This is a genomic window from Blautia sp. OF03-15BH (assembly GCF_003463065.1).
Taxonomy (GTDB): Bacteria; Bacillota; Clostridia; order Lachnospirales; family Lachnospiraceae; genus Limivivens.
Window position 1 is genome coordinate 94,914 of record NZ_QSCM01000006.1, and the last position, 17,562, is coordinate 112,475.

At 46.5% G+C, this 17,562-nt stretch carries 12 protein-coding genes; 10 read left to right on the forward strand and 2 right to left on the reverse strand.

Annotation, left to right across the window (positions count from 1 at the left end; all coding sequences use genetic code 11):
• The first annotated feature begins 135 nt into the window (after positions 1-135).
• Positions 136-1,926, forward strand: coding sequence for a D-alanyl-D-alanine carboxypeptidase family protein (locus DXA57_RS08490; protein ID WP_117766565.1), 1,791 nt, complete (start codon positions 136-138; stop codon positions 1,924-1,926).
• 22 nt (positions 1,927-1,948) lie between these two features.
• Complete coding sequence (locus DXA57_RS08495) at positions 1,949-2,668, forward strand: tyrosine-type recombinase/integrase (protein ID WP_117766567.1); 720 nt, start codon at positions 1,949-1,951, stop codon at positions 2,666-2,668.
• 22 nt (positions 2,669-2,690) lie between these two features.
• Here the strand turns inward: DXA57_RS08495 and DXA57_RS08500 are convergent, their stop codons facing one another.
• Entirely contained in the window at positions 2,691-3,647 is a 957-nt protein-coding gene (locus DXA57_RS08500) for a 3'-5' exonuclease (protein ID WP_117766569.1), read from the reverse strand.
• 401 nt (positions 3,648-4,048) lie between these two features.
• On the opposite strand from DXA57_RS08500, the gene DXA57_RS08505 reads away from it, so the two are divergent.
• From DXA57_RS08505 to DXA57_RS08535, 7 genes are all read left to right on the forward strand, one after another.
• Positions 4,049-5,161 carry an ABC transporter ATP-binding protein gene (locus DXA57_RS08505; RefSeq protein WP_117766571.1) on the forward strand — a complete coding sequence of 371 codons (1,113 nt, stop codon included), beginning with the start codon at positions 4,049-4,051 and terminating at the stop codon, positions 5,159-5,161.
• Between the two features lie 164 nt (positions 5,162-5,325).
• Entirely contained in the window at positions 5,326-6,414 is a 1,089-nt protein-coding gene (locus DXA57_RS08510) for a PucR family transcriptional regulator (protein ID WP_117766574.1), read from the forward strand.
• A gap of 630 nt (positions 6,415-7,044) precedes the next feature.
• The gene (locus DXA57_RS08515) at positions 7,045-9,333 is read left to right on the forward strand and encodes a hydratase (RefSeq protein WP_117766576.1); all 2,289 of its coding nucleotides are present in this window, start codon (positions 7,045-7,047) and stop codon (positions 9,331-9,333) included.
• A gap of 220 nt (positions 9,334-9,553) precedes the next feature.
• Entirely contained in the window at positions 9,554-10,594 is a 1,041-nt protein-coding gene (locus DXA57_RS08520) for an ABC transporter ATP-binding protein (protein WP_117766578.1), read from the forward strand.
• Positions 10,591-11,454: an ABC transporter permease gene (locus DXA57_RS08525; RefSeq protein WP_117766580.1), complete on the forward strand. Its 864-nt coding sequence runs from the start codon at positions 10,591-10,593 to the stop codon at positions 11,452-11,454. The genes DXA57_RS08520 and DXA57_RS08525 overlap by 4 nt, the downstream gene beginning before the upstream one ends.
• Before the next feature lie 16 nt (positions 11,455-11,470).
• Positions 11,471-12,925, forward strand: coding sequence for a GldG family protein (locus DXA57_RS08530; protein ID WP_117766582.1), 1,455 nt, complete (start codon positions 11,471-11,473; stop codon positions 12,923-12,925).
• Positions 12,925-14,790 carry a DUF4340 domain-containing protein gene (locus tag DXA57_RS08535; RefSeq protein ID WP_117766584.1) on the forward strand — a complete coding sequence of 622 codons (1,866 nt, stop codon included), beginning with the start codon at positions 12,925-12,927 and terminating at the stop codon, positions 14,788-14,790. Before DXA57_RS08530 ends, DXA57_RS08535 begins: the two co-directional genes overlap by 1 nt.
• A gap of 137 nt (positions 14,791-14,927) precedes the next feature.
• Here DXA57_RS08535 and DXA57_RS08540 read toward each other — a convergent pair whose 3' ends face one another.
• Complete coding sequence (locus DXA57_RS08540) at positions 14,928-16,709, reverse strand: glycoside hydrolase family 2 protein (protein WP_199612705.1); 1,782 nt, start codon at positions 16,707-16,709, stop codon at positions 14,928-14,930.
• Positions 16,710-16,941: 232 nt separating this feature from the next.
• On the opposite strand from DXA57_RS08540, the gene DXA57_RS17125 reads away from it, so the two are divergent.
• The gene (locus DXA57_RS17125; RefSeq protein WP_147345672.1) at positions 16,942-17,196 is read left to right on the forward strand and encodes a hypothetical protein; all 255 of its coding nucleotides are present in this window, start codon (positions 16,942-16,944) and stop codon (positions 17,194-17,196) included.
• Positions 17,197-17,562 lie beyond the last annotated feature (366 nt).

Here is a 17,562-nt window from a genome sequence, read left to right on the forward strand (position 1 = left end):
GCCTGACGGCAGAGAATCAGTCCTTGAAAAAAAAGAACCTCTATAATATAATGATGCGAGAGAAACAGAAACTGGCGATGCGGTTTTCCGGACGTCTTTTGACAGGCAGGAGCCGCAGAACATGGAGAAAGAAGAATGAGGAAGAAAAAACTATGGCTGATCCGCACGCTGGCGGCAGCCCTGATTCTTTCCGCGGCTGTGCCGGTGTGCCCGTCCCTTGCAGCGGAAGATTCAGAATATACGGAAACTTATGACGATACGGGGGAGGATACAGCAGAGGACAGTGGAGAAGAGACCGAGTACATCCCGGAATCCTATTACTGGACTGTGGAATCCAATGAGATCTCCGGCTGGCCGCAGGGTCCGCAGATCGAAGCGGAAGCCGCAGTCGTCATGGATGCGGATACAGGGGCTTTTCTGTACAGCAAAAATATGGACAGGAAAGAGTACCCGGCCAGTATTACCAAGATCATGACGGCACTGGTAGCGATCGAAAGCGGGAAGCTGGACAGTAAGATCCGATTTTCAGAAAACGCAGTTTATAATCTGGAGGAAGGCAGCAGCCATGTAGGCATCCAGGTAGGTGAAGTCTTAAGCATGCGCCGGGCGCTCTACGGACTGATGCTGGAATCTGCAAACGATGTTGCAAACGGTATTGCGGAAACAGTCGGCGGCAGTATCAGTGGCTTTGCGGATCTGATGAATGCGAAAGCAGCGGAGCTTGGCTGTGTCAACACGCATTTTACGAATCCGCATGGACTTCAGAACGAAGAGCATTATACCTGTGCGAGAGATATGGCACTGATCACGCAGGCGGCCCTGAAGCATCCGACCTTCCAGAAGATTGCCGGAACAACCAATTACACCTGTCCGAAGACCAACAAGGTGGATGAGGAGCGCTACTGGTATAATCACAACCAGATGATCCAGGAAAATGCCGAGTATTATTACGAAGGCTGCTTTGGAGGAAAGACCGGTTTTACCAGTGATGCCCTGAATACGCTTGTAAGCTACGCAAAGAAGGATGGCCGTACGCTGATCTGTGTGGAGCTTCATGTAAATGGAAAAGACAAGGCTTACAGTGAGAGCCATGCCATGCTGGATTATGCCTTTGAAAATTTCCAGAATGTGACGGTAGCAGCTAATGAGAAAACAGAAAGCCGTTCTCAGCTGATCGGAATGGATAATCTCGGTGAACTTTCCGCACTCCGTACGGAGGCTCTGGATGAAGCACTGGTGAGTGGTCCGAATGAAGTGACGGTGACAATCCCGAAGACGGCAGATGCCTCCTCTGTAGTGCGTAAAGGAGACGGTTCCGGCGGACTGGCCTATGAATATAACGGCTGGCAGGTAGGAAGTGCGGCTCTTTCCTACAATTCGCTTTCTTTTGACGTACCGACACCGAGTACGGTCCCGGTGAACTATACAGAGATCATCGAAGAAACCGAGCCCGGCATCAAGGGAAGGGTGCAGGTGGCTTTCCGGAAGACAAAAGCGTTTGGAAAACAGGCCGGAAAGGTTCTGGGCAGTTTTGGCAGAAATGCCGGAACAGCCATCAAAGAATTCTTCCAGACCCTGCCGGAGAAGTTTACCTGGTTAAAAGAGAGGATCGTATGGCTGATCGACTGGATCAATGAGAACGATATTATGGCAGCGGCTGTGGGGCTGCTCCTTTTACTGATCCTCCTGCCGATCCTTGGAATTGCCTGGGCACGCAATGCGAGGGCAGAGAAGATCCGGAAACAGAGAAAAAAAGAACGGGAAGAACGGATCCGTATTGAAAAGAGTATTGACAGCAAGCCGGTAAGTGAGATCGAAGCAGAGCTTCGGGCAGAGCTGGAAAAAGACCGCCTGGAACGCCAGCAGGCCATTGAAGAGGCCAGGGAAATGCATGTGGAAAAAGAAGAATCCACAGAAGAAAAATAGATGAAACAGGGGGAAATGAGTGATGAGCTGGGTGTCACCGGTCAAGGATGATAAGGCTCTGCATGAATTTGAAGACGGGCTGAAAAAAGCCGGTGAAAAATACTATGTTTTGTTTGAGATCGGTTTGGGAACGGGTCTGAAGCTTCCGGACATCCTGGATTTCAGAAACAGGGATGTGCGGGGAAAAGAAAGCATAGAGCTGAATATCGGAAAGAAAAATATCCGCCGGATCTTTAAGATCCCGGAGAAACTGCAAAGAGAGATCTTTTGTTATACAGAAGGGAAGGATCCTGAAGCCTGGCTGTTTCCCGGGCGTTCCGGTTCCGGAAAGCACCTTTCAAAAGAACGGGTTACGCGGGTGATGAAAAAGGTCGGAGAGGATGTGGGCCTTCCATCCGTTGGAGGCAGCACCATGCGGAAAACTTTTGCCTGGAATTATTATAAGGCAACAAATGATATTTATTATCTTCAGAATCTTCTGAATCATGCGTCTCCGTCGATCACCTATCGCTATATTGATGAAAATCCGGTGAAAAAAAGGACTCCGGAAGAAAATCAGCGGAGCCGTTCTCTTCTTGACCAGAACGGAAATGGGGAAAAGAGGATCCGGCTTCTGCAGGAAGCCCTGGAGGATATCGGGAGAAGCTTAAATGAACCTGGTAAAAGTGATGCCTTTTACGGCAGGGTAGACTGTCTTCTGACAGAGATGGAAGAATTGACGGAAAATTTTAACAGGGTGTAAAAAAGACGCTGCAGGCAGATGTTCAGCCATCTGCTCTGCAGCGTTTCTGTTTCTCTTTGAGTGCTTCTTTCTTTTTTATGATCGAGGCTGCATCCTCTTCTGAAACGAGTTTTAATGTTTTTACACAGAAAAACTGGTTGTCCTCTGCTTTTTTTATCCGGATCTTTCCCTTAAGCCAGCCATGCTCCTCACAGCAGGCCAGACAGTAGTAATTCTTGGAATTTCCGGTGAACCAGCGGATCTTTTTGCGGGCCGGTTTTCCACAGATATAGCAGCGGGTGGAAGCGACCTTGCGGTCACGCATGGCTTCCGTCTTGGTACGGAAGGGTTTGGAGACAAATTTCTGATATGTCTCATAACAGATCTGGATCTCTTCCTTCCTGTTCTGGGGAATACGGAAATAGTCTACGGAGAAATACTCCAGAGCCTTCTTCTGATCCAGCGTCTGCAGGATCCTGGCCGTGTAGCAGGCATCTCCCAGTGCTTCATGGAAGGGTTGATCCTTGGGAAGCTCCAGAGAATCAATGACGGACTGGAGATTTTTCCGGGAGCGTCCGTCTTCTCGCTGAAGACTGTAGATCTTCTGAATATCCAGGTAGCAGAGCGGGAAGGGAAATGGATTTTTCATATGATAGAAACGTAAATTTCGCTGGAGCTCCAGAAGATCCTGGGATCCCCAGGAACAGAAGACGGCTTCTTCCATAGGACCGCACCATTCAAAAAAGGCGGTGACAACCTCAGAAAAAGACCGGGCTTTCCGAAAAGCTTTCATATTCATATGGAGGACTTCCTGTGTATGGTGGTGGAAGCTGTGGTAGACCCGGGGCTTTATCTTTTCCTGGAACTGTCCGCACTCCTCATACCGATCATTCAGCTTGACTGCTCCGATCTGAATGATCTCAAAGGGAAGCTTTTTATTTTCTTTTTCTTTTCCACCGGGGCACTGATTCCATTCCAGGTCAAAAACAATGTAGTTCATAATCGATCAAAGTCCTTCTGCTGCTGTGTGGTGCACAGGCACCGTCTCTCAATATTTGCGCTAATAGTATACAGGAAAGAGGCAGAAAAAACAAGAGGAGTCTCATGAGTGTCTTTGTGAGAAAGACAGTGTAAGCCTAAGCTTTTTTCTGATGCAGTGATAAAATTTGTTTTTGTTTGTGAAATTGTATATAAAAACAAAAAATATCCGTCACTATGCCCAAAAACTTAAAAAATACTTAACCGGATTGGCAGAACTCACAAGGTCATTGTAGAAACTTTGGTGGATTATGGTATGGCGGGGAGCGACATAATTTAGTATACTGTTTTCAGTCAGTAAACGTTGTAGTTACTAACAGAGAGGAACTGCAAGTTACTTTTATGAATTAGGAGGATGAAGAAATGGCTAGCTTATCACTGCAGCACATCAACAAAACTTACCCGAATGGTTTTGAAGCAGTAAAAGACTTTAACCTGGAAATTGAAGATAAAGAGTTTATCATCTTTGTAGGACCTTCCGGATGTGGTAAATCTACCACCCTTCGTATGATCGCAGGTCTTGAGGAGATCACCAGTGGTACCCTTAAGATCGGTGACAGAGTCGTAAACGATGTAGAGCCGAAAGACAGAGATATCGCAATGGTATTCCAGAACTACGCTCTGTATCCGCATATGACTGTATATGATAACATGGCATTTGGTCTGAAACTGAGAAAAGTTCCGAAGGACCAGATCGACAAAATGGTAAAAGAGGCAGCTAAGATCCTTGACCTGGAGAAACTGCTTGATCGTAAACCGAAGGCTCTGTCCGGTGGTCAGAGACAGCGAGTTGCTATGGGACGTGCAATCGTTCGTGATCCTAAGGTATTCCTGATGGACGAGCCGCTGTCAAACCTGGATGCAAAACTTCGTGTACAGATGCGTATCGAGATCTCCAAACTGCATCAGAGACTGGGCGCAACCATCATCTACGTTACTCATGACCAGACAGAGGCTATGACCCTTGGTACCAGAATCGTAGTTATGAAAGATGGTGTTGTTCAGCAGGTAGATTCCCCGCAGAACCTTTACAACAATCCGTGCAACCTGTTCGTAGCTGGATTCATCGGTTCTCCGCAGATGAACTTCCTGGATGCTACCGTTAAAGTAAGCGGCAACGATGTTGCTCTTCAGGTAGGCAGCCATTCCATCAAACTTGCTCCGGCAAAAGCTAAGAAACTCATCGATGGCGGCTACAACGGAAAGACCGTTGTTCTTGGTATCCGTCCTGAGGATGTACATGATTCTGACGAGTGGCTGAAGAAGTCTCCTGAGACTGTGATCGAGTCCACCATCCGTGTATATGAGCTGCTTGGTGCAGAAGTATTCCTGTACTTCGATATTGAGGGCGCTAACGTAACCGCTCGTGTAGATCCGCGTACAACCGCAAGAACCGGCGATACCGTTAAATTTGCTCTGGATGCTGAGAAGATTCATGTCTTCGACAAAGAGACCGAGCTTGTTATCACCAACTAATATTCATAAAAGTATTTTCAATGCCATCCGGTTTTCCGGATGGCATTTTTATTGTTTTTATCGTTTTCAGAAAAGGAGCGATAAAATTTCACTTGCACCGTCCGAAGGGTTTTAGTATACTGTAAGTAACTATTTTTCGTGAATGAAAGAGAGGAAGTGGGACAATGATTTCCAGCCAGGTATTACAGAATGCGATTGACGAACTTCGCTCCATAACCAGAATTGATCTGTGTGTGTTTGATCCGGAAGGAAGAACCGTGGTTTCTACCTTTAATGGAGAAGATATTTCCAAGGATATGGTTTGTCTGTTTAATGATTCGGTAGCAGACAGCCAGGTGATCCAGGGATATCATTTTTTCAAGATTTTTGATGATCAGGTTGTGGAATACATTCTTGTGGCAAGAGGTTCCAGTGAAGATACCTACATGATCGGAAAAGTAGCAGTCAGTGAGATCCAGAATCTGATCGTTGCATACAAAGAACGCTTTGACAAAAATAACTTTATTCAGAACCTGCTTCTGGATAATCTTCTTCTGGTGGATATCTATAACCGTGCGAAGAAGCTTCACATTGAAGTGGAGGCCCGCCGCGTTGTTTACATGATCGAGACGAAGCAGGAGAAGGACCTGAATGCCAGAGAACTTCTGAAGACGCTGTTTGCTACACGGACCAGGGATTTTATTACAGCAGTGGATGAGCGGAGCATCATTCTGATCCATGAACTTCGCGAGGACGAGGACTATGAGGAAGTGGAGCAGGTTGCCAATATGATGAAGGATATGCTGAACTCCGAGGCCATGGCTACCGTGCGTATTTCCTACGGTACCATTGTAAGCGAGATCAAACAGGTCTCCAAATCTTATAAAGAAGCCAAAATGGCTCTGGATGTAGGCAAGATTTTTTACTCAGAGAAACGGATCATTGCATACAATACTCTTGGAATCGGCCGTCTGATCTATCAGCTGCCCATTTCTCTCTGTGAGATGTTCATGCATGAGGTTTTCGGCGACAACATTCCGGACTCCCTGGATGAAGAGACACTGACTACGATCAACAAGTTCTTCGAGAATAACCTGAACGTTTCCGAGACATCCAGACAGCTCTATGTGCACCGAAACACTCTGGTGTACCGTCTGGAGAAGCTTCAGAAGAGCACCGGTCTAGATATCCGCAAATTTGATGACGCCCTGACCTTCAAGATTGCTCTGATGGTAGTCAATTATATGAAGTATATGGAGAATCAGGAATACTAAACTTCTGAAAAAACAGAATCGTGTTGTTATAGGATCCCCGAGAGGTCTTTGAACCTTCCGGGGATTCATACGTTCAGAAAGAATGGTTTTAAAATATTGTAAATAATTAGAAAATTTAAATGAAAACACACAATAAATAGAAAGCAAAAATATATTTAAAATAATGCTTGACAAAATAGAAATAACAAGATATAATCAAGACAACAAAACAAACAGGAAATCAAACGAAAGGCGATTCCAGTAAGGAGGAGATTCCAGTGAAACAGTAATCATTCATTTATCTTTCAGATTTTCAGAGAAAAGAAGATAGATGACAGGATCTCAAATATGAAAGAAAGGACGGTACGGACCACCGAAATATTAATTCCTAACCCCAAAAGAAAAAGCAGATTGTAACAGAACATCAAAAATAAAAGAAAGAGGTATCTTCCAATGGAGAATCATCATTGAAAGAGGATATGATTGAAGATCAAGATCATATCCTCTTTTCTTTTGCTCATTTTTCACCTCTTGCATTTTTTCTTGCAATCTCATCACTGCACAGTTATAATGTGAGTTATCAGAAAAAATATAGAACCTAAAAGCCCAATGGGTGCTCATAAAGAGTGCTCAGAAATGGAGGATAGATGCATGATTAAATTATGTGACACCGGTGCATATCTGGTAAACGGCACAGAGCTGGTGGAGGATTCCGGGGATGCAAAACTGATTCTTCGCAATATGCTTGGAAAAGAAACCTTAAACCGGGAAGAAGCAGCGAAAAATACCATTACTTATCATATTCTGAAGGATCATAATACATCCGGAAATATGGAAAAGTTAAAGATCAAATTTGATAAACTGACCTCTCATGATATCACCTATGTGGGAATCATTCAGACAGCCAGAGCATCAGGCCTTGAAAAATTTCCGATTCCCTATGTGCTGACAAACTGTCATAACAGTCTTTGTGCAGTAGGCGGAACGATCAATGAGGATGACCACATGTTTGGCCTGACCTGTGCAAAGAAATACGGCGGCATTTATGTACCTCCTCATCAGGCAGTCATTCATCAGTTTGCCCGTGAAATGCTGGCAGAGAGCGGAAAGATGATTCTTGGTTCCGATTCCCATACCCGTTACGGAGCCCTTGGAACCATGGCTATGGGGGAAGGCGGACCGGAGCTGGTAAAACAGCTGCTCTGTCAGACCTATGACATCAATATGCCTGGTGTGGTTGCCATCTATCTGACCGGTGAGCCGGCAAAAGGGGTTGGCCCGCAGGATGTGGCACTGGCTATCATTGGCGCTGTTTTTGCTAAGGGTTATGTAAAAAATAAAGTAATGGAATTTGTAGGTCCGGGCGTTTCCAAACTGAGCGCCGACTTCCGTATCGGCGTGGATGTGATGACCACAGAGACCACCTGTCTGTCCTCCATCTGGCAGACAGATGAAGAGATCAAAGAGTTCTACCGGATCCATGGAAGAACTTCTGCCTATAAAGAACTGAAGCCTGGAAAAGTTGCCTATTATGATGGCGTGGTTGAGGTGAACTTAAGTGAGATCCGTCCGATGATCGCCATGCCTTTCCATCCCAGCAACACTTATACGATCGATGAACTGAATCAGAACCTGGACGAGATTCTTGCAGATGTGGAGAAGCGTGCAAAAGTATCTCTGGGCGGAGCCGTAGACTTTACCCTGAAGGATAAAGTCCGTGACGGAAAACTCTATGTGGATCAGGGAATCATCGCTGGTTGTGCAGGTGGTGGATTTGAGAATATCTGTGCAGCAGCGGATATCCTGAAGGGACACAGCATCGGTTGTGATGAGTTTACCTTAAGTGTTTATCCGGCCAGCACACCTATTTATATGGAACTTGCCAGAAACGGAAGACTGGCAGAGCTGATGGAGACCGGTGCCATCGTGAAAACGGCATTCTGTGGTCCCTGTTTCGGCGCAGGAGATACTCCGGCCAACAATGCTTTCAGTATCCGTCATTCTACCAGAAACTTCCCGAATCGTGAGGGAAGTAAGCTTCAGAGCGGTCAGATCGCTTCGGTGGCTCTTATGGATGCCCGCTCCATCGCAGCAACAGCGGCAAATAAGGGCTATCTGACAGCTGCTACCGATCTGGATGTAGAGTATACAGGTCCGACCTATCATTTTGACAGCAATATTTATGCAAACCGTGTTTTTGACAGTCATGGTGTGGCAGATCCGGGCGAAGAGATCCATTTCGGTCCGAACATCAAGGACTGGCCGAAGATGTCCGCCCTTCCGGAAAATATGATCCTGAAAGTCGTATCCGAGATCCACGATCCGGTAACAACTACGGACGAATTGATCCCGTCCGGAGAGACCTCCTCCTACCGTTCCAATCCTCTGGGACTGGCAGAGTTTACTCTCTCCAGAAAGGATCCGGCTTACGTGGGCCGTGCCAAAGAGGTACAGACGGCGCAGAAAGCCATCGAGGCAGGCAACTGTCCTGCGGAGGCACTTCCGGAGCTTAAAGCAGTATTCAAAGCGCTGCATGAGAAATATCCGGATGTGGACAAGACCAACGTGGGCGTTGGTTCCACCATTTTTGCTGTGAAACCCGGTGACGGTTCTGCCAGAGAACAGGCAGCTTCCTGCCAGAAGGTTTTAGGCGGCTGGGCAAACATCGCCAACGAGTACGCCACCAAACGTTACCGTTCCAACCTGATCAACTGGGGTATGCTTCCTTTCCTCATTGATGAGGGCGAGCTTCCCTTCAAAAACGGTGATTATCTCTTCCTTCCCGGTATCCGCGAAGCCATCGAGAACAAAGCCGGCGAGTTCACCTGCTATGTCGTAGGCGATGGTCTGAAAGAGATCACTCTGAAAATGGACGAGCTCACCGATGATGAGCGCGAGATCATCCTGAAAGGCTGCCTGATCAATTACAACCGGAAATAAAGTATAAAAAATAATTAGATCTGCCCTCTGGTGTGAGAGAATATCTCATGCCAGAGGGCATTTTTGTTGTGGAGACGTTCACACAATTTTCAAAAAGTTATCAAGAAAAAATCACAATCCTTCCCCGAAATGAACACAATATTATTTTATTTTTTTAATATATATATTTATGCCGAAAGGCTGTGACATGCAGCAGGACGGGCAAAAAGGAGGAAGCACTTTGATAGAAGTAAAGAATCTGACGAAAAAGTATGGAGATCATACCGCGGTAGATCATCTGAGCTTTCAGGTGGAAGAAGGTCAGATCTATGGTTTTCTGGGACCTAACGGAGCCGGAAAATCTACGACCATGAACATGATCACCGGCTATATTGCATCCACAGAGGGCACAGTAGTGATCAATGGCCATGACATTCTGGAGGAGCCGGAGGAGGCAAAAAAAGACATTGGATATCTGCCGGAGCAGCCGCCTCTGTACATGGATATGACTGTGATCGAATATCTGAGACTGGCAGCAGAACTGAAGAAAGTTCCGAAAAAAGACAGAGAGGATATGATCGCTGACATCATGGATACGGTACAATTGACCCATATGAAGGATCGTCTGATCAAGAACCTGTCAAAGGGTTATAAGCAGAGAACCGGCCTGGCCCAGGCTTTGATGGGATATCCGGAAGTGATCATACTGGATGAGCCGACGGTAGGACTGGACCCGAAGCAGATCATCGAGATCCGTGACCTGATCAAGAGTCTGAGCAAAAAGCATACCGTCATTTTAAGTTCTCATATTCTTTCTGAGGTGAGTGCTGTCTGTGATTATGTCATGATCATTTCCCATGGTCATCTGGTTGCAAGTGATACGCCGGAAAATCTGGCAAAACTCATGGAGGGTGAAAATACACTTGAACTTACCATCAAGGGCAGCCGGACAGAGATCGAGGGAATGCTGAATGCAATTCCGGAGATCGCCGAGAAGAACTTTACGGATAATGAAAATGGTCTGGTTCAGGTAAGTCTGAAAACAGAAGGAAATGAAGATGTCCGGGAAAAACTTTTCTATGCCTGTGCAGAAAACCAGTGTCCCATCCTTCGTATGGAAAATACACATGTTTCTCTGGAGGATATCTTCCTTGAACTGACATCCCAGGATCCTTCGGAAGCAAAAAATACCGGAGCATTCAGTGATGCGGATGCCATTCAGAGTCTGATGGAGGATACGGAAACACCGGAAGAAGAGAACAAGGAGGGTGGTCAAGAATGAGTACCATTTGCAAGAAAGAGATCCGGGCATATCTGACTTCCATGTCCGGTTATGTATTTATCGCATTTATGCTCCTCGTGACGGGCATTTATTTTACCGCATATCATATGAATATGGGTTATCCTATTTTCGGTTATACACTTTCTGCGGTAAACTTTATTTTCCTGATCGTAACACCGATCCTGACTATGAGAGCGCTGGCAGAGGAACAGCGTCAGAAAACAGATCAGCTGCTTCTGACTTCTCCGCTGTCAGTAACGGATATCGTTCTCGGAAAGTTCATGGGAATGATCGCCATTTTTGCCATTCCGGTTCTGATCATCTGTCTGTATCCGCTGATCATGCAGGTTTACGGTGAGGTTTCCATGCCTATGTCCTATACGGCACTCCTGGGATTTTTCCTTCTGGGCTGCTCGAATATTGCGATCGGTCTTTTCCTCTCTTCGCTGACAGAGAGTCCGGTCATTGCAGCCGTTATTACATTTGGCGCTCTGTTTATCTGTTACATGATGAACAGTCTGACCAGTATTTTGAGTCAGACGGCAGCGACCTCTTTTCTGATCATTGCAATGTTGATCCTTGGTGTGGCAGTGGTTGTTTATTCTGTTGTAAAAAACACCTTCCTGGCAGTGCTGATCGGAATCATCGGGGAAGCGGTGCTGGCCGGCATTTATTTCCTGAAATCCACACTTCTGGAAGGTGCGGTACAGAAAATTTTAAGTGTTTTTGACCTGAGCAGCCATTTTGATGATTTTACAAACGGAATTCTGGATGTTTCCAATGTGGTTTATTATCTCACGGTAATCGGCCTGTTCCTGTTCTTTACCGTACAGTCCATCCAGAAGAGAAGATGGAGCTAAAGGGAGGAGACAGATCATGAAAAAGCCAAGTATCAAAAAGCCTAATATAAAAAATATCCTGCCGAAATGGAGCAGCAAAAATATCCGCAAAGGTTCCTACAGTCTGGGGATCAGCGTGGTCGTGCTGGCGATTGCGGTAGTGTTTAATCTTGTTGTCGGAAAACTTCCGGCTCAGTACCGGAATGTGGATCTGAGCCAGACCAAGCTTTCCGCCATCGGCGATACCACAAAAGAGCTGGTAAGTGCTTTGGATCAGGATGTAACCATTTATCAGATCGTGGAAAGCGGAAAGGAAAATGAGACGATCCAGAAGCTCCTGGAACGTTATGCGGGACTTTCTTCTCACGTCAAAGTGGAAACCATGGATCCGGTGCTTCACCCGAATTTTGTTTCGGAATATACGGAGGACGATCTGGAAGACAACTCTCTTATTGTTGTCGGTGAGAAACGAAACAAGGTCATTCCCTATGCCGATATGTTTGAATCTACCGTCAATTATCAGACCTATCAGTATGAGACCACAGGTTTTGACGGCGAGGGTCAGGTGACAAGTGCGATTTCCTATGTAACTACGGATTCTCTGCCGATCATGTATACCATTACCGGTCATGAAGAAGGCGATATGACAGAGGATATGAAATCTGCCATTGAAAAAGAAAACATTGAGATGAAAGACCTGAACCTTCTTACGGAAGAGAGTGTGCCGGATGATGCAGACTGTGTCATGCTTTTCTCTCCGCAGAATGATCTGAGCGAAGAAGAAGCAGATAAGCTGATCACCTACATGGAAAATGGCGGAAAAGCGGTTATCATCACCAGTTATTTGAATAAGGAAATGCCGAATCTGCAGAAGGTGTTGAACAACTATGGCATCGGCACGATGGAAGGCGTTGTTCTGGAAGCAGATGGACAGCATTATATTTCCGGTAATCCGACATATCTGGTTCCGAATATCGGAAGCTCCGATGCGCTGGGAGATCTTTCCAAAGCAAACTCTTATGTTCTGATGCCGGTGGCACAGGCAGTAGAAAAGCTGGAGGATAAGAGGGATACCGTTACTATAGAGAGTCTTCTCACCACCTCTGATTCTGCTTATGTAAAAACCAATGTAAACGGAACTCTGGAAAAGGAAGACGGGGATGCAGAAGGCCCCTTTGATGTGGGCGTTGCTGTTACCGAGTCTGTGGACAACGGCGAGACAAAGCTGATCTACCTGACCAGTGCAAACCTGTTCAGCCAGCAGGTCGATGCCATGGTTTCCGGAAATAACGTCAAGCTTCTGGCTAATTCTGTAAGCTGGATGTGTGATCAGGAACAGAGCGTTTCCATTCCGAGCAAGAGTACACAGATCTCTTATCTGACTGTGACAGCAGCATCTGCACGGATGTGGGGCATGGTAACGATCGGACTTCTTCCGGTTCTCTGCCTGGTTCTTGGAGGCGGTATCTGGTTTAAGAGGAGAAAGAGATAATGACAGTGAAAAAAAAGAAAAAAGGAAAGGGACTGCTTTTTGCAGTCCTGATCCTGATCGTTCTTCTGGTTCTTTATTTTGTGATCGATCTTCAGCAGAAGAAAGCGGATCAGGAAGCAGAGACGGAGGAGACAGAGGAGAGCTCCCTGCCGGTGTCTGTTACGGATGATGAAATTGCAAAAGTCACTGTAAAAAACGGTGATGTGACGATGACCTATACGAAAAACGATGATACCTGGACTTATGAGGAAGATTCCGATTTTCCATTGGATGAAAGTGCAGTCGATACAAAGATGAGTAAGCTGACCAGCCTTACGGTGGATCGGGTGCTGGAAAGCCCGGAGGATCTTTCCGAGTACGGACTGGATGAGCCGAAGCAGGAAGTAACCGTTCTGAAAACAGACGGAACTGCTTTTACTCTTTATATCGGCAACCAGAACAGCAGCAACAACGATTTTTATGTGAAGGTAGATGACGGTACAGATGTTTACACCATGCCGGCCAGCAGTGTAAATGTGTTTGATATGCAGCCGTATGATGTGGCAAAAGCAGATACATTTCCGACACTTGAATCCACCAATATCCGAAACATGAAGGTGGAAAAAGAAGATGGCACCGTAGAGTTCAGCTCCGACGAAACCGGCACCAGCTGGACGGTGAAAGATCAGGACGGCAACGAAGAGGAGGCCGGAACCACAGCAGCCAGTGATCTTACCACGGCAGTCTCCAGTCTGTCTTATAAAGATTTTGTGGACTACAAAGGAGACGATCTGGCTCAGTACGGACTGGACAAACCGGCAGAGACCGTTACCGTTGTGAGCGAAGAGACCGAGGCAGAAACCGAAGAGGAAACTGAGACTGAGACCGAGGAAGTGAGTGAGGCAGCTTCTGAGAGCGAGACAGCCGAAGAAACGGTATCTGAGGCCGAGGCTGTATCCGGAACGGAAACAGCAGAATCTGAGACCGGTTCTGAGGAAACTATGACAGAAGCCGTATCAGAGACAGCCACTGAGGCTGTATCAGAGGAAGAGATGACAGAGGCAGCTACTGGGACGGAAACAGCTACAGAAGCTGTGACCGAGGCAGAAACGGAACCGGAATCCGAAACCGAGACCGAGGAGCCAAAAACCATCGAAGTGACCACCACCCTTCTCATCGGCAACACCAACGACGATGGCGATTATTACGTGAAACTGGCAGATCATGATGGTGTTTATACCATGGCAGAATCTACTCTGGAGAAACTTCTGAACGTGGATGTGCTGGATTATGTGAGCCTGTATCTGAACGATGTGCCCATGACCAATATGAAGAGCCTGGAAGTCACCTACCAGGGCGAGACCAAGACACTCACCGTGGAAAGTGAGGAGGTTCCGGTAGAGACAGAAGCCTCCACGGAGGAAGAAACCGAAGCCGAGACAATCAAGATCAGTGCAGGCGCTCTGGATGAAGCAGGGACTGAGGCGGAAACGGAAGCAGAAACCGAGACCGAGGCAGAAACTGAGCAGCAGATGCAGACGGTCTACCACTATCTGGTAGACGGCGAGGAAGTGGACTCCACCCCGTTCCGCCTGTTCTACAATAACCTCATTGCCATGCAGGCACAGAAACGTACCAGCGAGGCGCCGGAAGTCAGCGGTGATCCGGATTTCAAACTGGTATTCACCAAAGTTGACGGCACCAAACTGACCACCGAGTTCTATCTGGCAGATGACGGACTCTATGACGTCCTTTCCGATCAGGCGCTTCCTGCCCGGATCAGCAAGATGGATGTACAGAAGATCATCGGCTACTACGAAGATATCATCAATCCGGAACCCGAAACCGAGGCAGAAAGCGAAACGGAGACGGCCTCCGAAGAATAAAGAATGATAAAAAACAGACCTGTAAAAGGAAGAGAAACCTTTTTGCAGATCTGTTTTTTTCTGGAAAATAGCATACGCATCCGGCTGAAAAAGTCTACTGGCAGATCAGCGGATTTTGAATGTCCGCTTTACTCCTATCATTTCCGCTCCACCTTACAAACCTTTCGATCATAAGTATATAATCCATTCGTCTCTTCCTCAACATCAGACAGCTGTGTATACACAGCTCCGGCCAGGCCTTTGCCCTGGAGCTCCCGGATCTTTTTCTGGAGAGACTGCCAGGCAGCGGTAAACTCCATGGTATCCTTATAGGTATGATATCCAAAGGAGTTTGAAGAATAGAGGTGGCCGTCCACAGGGCAGGAATAGCCGCCGTATTCCGAGAGGATAAAGGGGCGCTGTTCAGTACGCACCCGCAGGGGGCGGAAATAATTATGTGCGCTTTTTACATCGCCGCCGCCCTGGTCAAACCAGCCGCTGGCGTGATCTACGAGGCGGCCCGGGTCTGCAAGATGGATCTTTTCTGTCAGGCGCAGGGAATCGAACTGTCCCCAGCCCTCGTTGAAAAGCACCCAGAGACCGATACAGGGAATATTATAAAGCTGATCGATGAGCTCCATGGCTTCTTCCTCCCACTTTCGGCGGGCTTTTTTGGAAGTCCGGGAAAAGAACCAGTAGAGATTGTCACGCACCCGGGTAGTCACCGGCGGAAAAAGGTTTGGCAGATAGCAGACCAGGGGCAGAAGTGGTTTTCCACCTCCGTTGACCATATCCTGCCAGACGACCATGCCCAGGCGGTCACAGTGATAATACCAGCGCATGGGTTCCACCTTTACGTGCTTGCGGATCATATTAAAGCCCAGTTCCTTCATGGAACGGATATCGAAAACCAGGGCCTCGTCAGAGGGCGCTGTGTAAAGGCTTTCCGGCCAGTAGCCCTGATCCAGTACGCCATTGAAAAAGTAGGGCTGATTGTTGAGGAAAAGCTTTGGCTGTTGTTTTTCATCCAGTCCCAGGGAAAATTTCCGCATGGCAAAATAGCTGTGGACGGTGTCGGTTTCCGTGATAAGCTGTACCTCATAAAGGAAAGGATCCTCCGGGCTCCAGGGACGGAAATCCGGCAGCCGGATATCACGGACAAAGGTATTCTGATCGGCGGGGAAATCTTCTTTTTCCACATAATGACAGTAAGAATCACGATTCCAGAGCATCCGGATCTCCATGTCCTGAGGCTGCGTCAGAGTGATCTCCAGGCGGACAGAACCTTCATCATAAAGAGGTGTGATCTTCAGCTTTTCAATCCGCTTTTCCGGAACCCATTCCATCCAGACCGTCTGCCAGATCCCGCTCTGGGCAGTATAAAATATACCGTGAGGTTTGAGGCTTTGTTTGCCTCTGCTCTGACTTCCGCTGTCAGAGTCATCCTGAACCCGTACCCAGAGTGTATTGTTGCCCTCCTGAAGATAATCTGTCACATCAAAAGAGAAGGAAAGATATCCGTTTTCATGCTTTCCGAGAAGGTGGCCGTTCCACCAGACACTGCAGCTATGATCAACCGCCCCGAAATGCAGCAGGAGCCGCTGGTTTTCCGGGATCGTGTTCAGGTAGACAAACCGAAAATACCAGAGATATTCTCCCGGGAGAAGCTGACGGCTCACGCCGGAACGGATACATTCGGGAGAAAAAGGAACCAGGATCTGGCCATCCGGACGCTCCGGCCGTTTATTCTTTTTTGTAAACGTATAATCCCAGGGACCATTGAGGCAGATCCAGTTTTCACGGCGGAACTGCGGGCGCGGATATTCCGGCAGGACGCTGCCCGGGTCGATCTGTTCACTCCAGATGGTCGTCATTCTGGAAGTGGTCGTTTTTTCATGTTTCTTTGGTTTCAGTGTAGAAACGGCATCAAGTAAACGCATGTTATCACCTTCCGTTGCCGGAACTCTTCCGGCTTATGCTGAAGTCAGTATAGCACAGGAATCCGGAAGATGAAAAGAGAAACTTACGCTTTTTATGAGTACAGAGAACGGATCCTTTTGCATGGATGTAAAATGTAAAATAACTGAATTTTCATAATAAATATGGAAATTATGAAAAATAAGACGAATAAAAAGAAAGAAGATTAGATTTTTAAAAGAAAAATCAAAAATAGTGTTGACAAATGAAAAGGGCTGTGCTATTATAATGTCAACAACAAACAAGAACTTCAAAAAACACTTACCATTCTCCAGTGACGAGAAAGCTGGAGGAACCGGAGTGAAAGAGAAGTCAAAGTTGTTGAAGGAACTCGTAGAAATAGAAAAAGGGAGGTCAGTTCCAATGGGAAGTCCGATTGATCATTCTATTCAATATGGATGTGGTATAGCAAAGGTTTCCTGCATGAATGACCTTTATCTCAACAAATAAATATCCGGAAAGATCGAATATAGTCCAGATAATCGGAGAGTAAATGAACCGGAGCCGAGATAAAGCGAAAAGAATTTGCTACCATATTGAAGTAATACCACAAAGCATTCAAAGGTTTTTATTCCAGGATTTCGAGGGGATAAAAAATACGTCAGTTTATATAACAATTGAAGGTATATAGAAGTAAAGATTTATATATCGAGAAAACTTATATAATCCATCGTATTGAAGAGAATATTAGGAAAATATGATCGAAGACTTTGAGTTTTATCAAAAGGATGAAGGCTCTAACAGATTCCTTGATTTTATAACGACAGATGAACTGTTGTTTATATAAGAAAGCAGGAAACTATAAGACAAAAGAAT

Bases quoted from the DNA above. Each gene is read 5' to 3' on its own strand.
- DXA57_RS08500 (WP_117766569.1), bottom strand. From the start codon at position 3,647: ATGAACTACATTGTTTTTGACCTGGAATGGAATCAGTGCCCCGGTGGA.
- DXA57_RS08540 (WP_199612705.1), bottom strand. From the start codon at position 16,709: ATGCGTTTACTTGATGCCGTTTCTACACTGAAACCAAAGAAACATGAA.
- DXA57_RS08525 (WP_117766580.1), top strand. From the start codon at position 10,591: ATGAGTACCATTTGCAAGAAAGAGATCCGGGCATATCTGACTTCCATG.
- DXA57_RS08515 (WP_117766576.1), top strand. From the start codon at position 7,045: ATGATTAAATTATGTGACACCGGTGCATATCTGGTAAACGGCACAGAG.
- DXA57_RS08505 (WP_117766571.1), top strand. From the start codon at position 4,049: ATGGCTAGCTTATCACTGCAGCACATCAACAAAACTTACCCGAATGGT.
- DXA57_RS08495 (WP_117766567.1), top strand. From the start codon at position 1,949: ATGAGCTGGGTGTCACCGGTCAAGGATGATAAGGCTCTGCATGAATTT.
- DXA57_RS08490 (WP_117766565.1), top strand. From the start codon at position 136: ATGAGGAAGAAAAAACTATGGCTGATCCGCACGCTGGCGGCAGCCCTG.
- DXA57_RS08535 (WP_117766584.1), top strand. From the start codon at position 12,925: ATGACAGTGAAAAAAAAGAAAAAAGGAAAGGGACTGCTTTTTGCAGTC.
- DXA57_RS08530 (WP_117766582.1), top strand. From the start codon at position 11,471: ATGAAAAAGCCAAGTATCAAAAAGCCTAATATAAAAAATATCCTGCCG.
- DXA57_RS08510 (WP_117766574.1), top strand. From the start codon at position 5,326: ATGATTTCCAGCCAGGTATTACAGAATGCGATTGACGAACTTCGCTCC.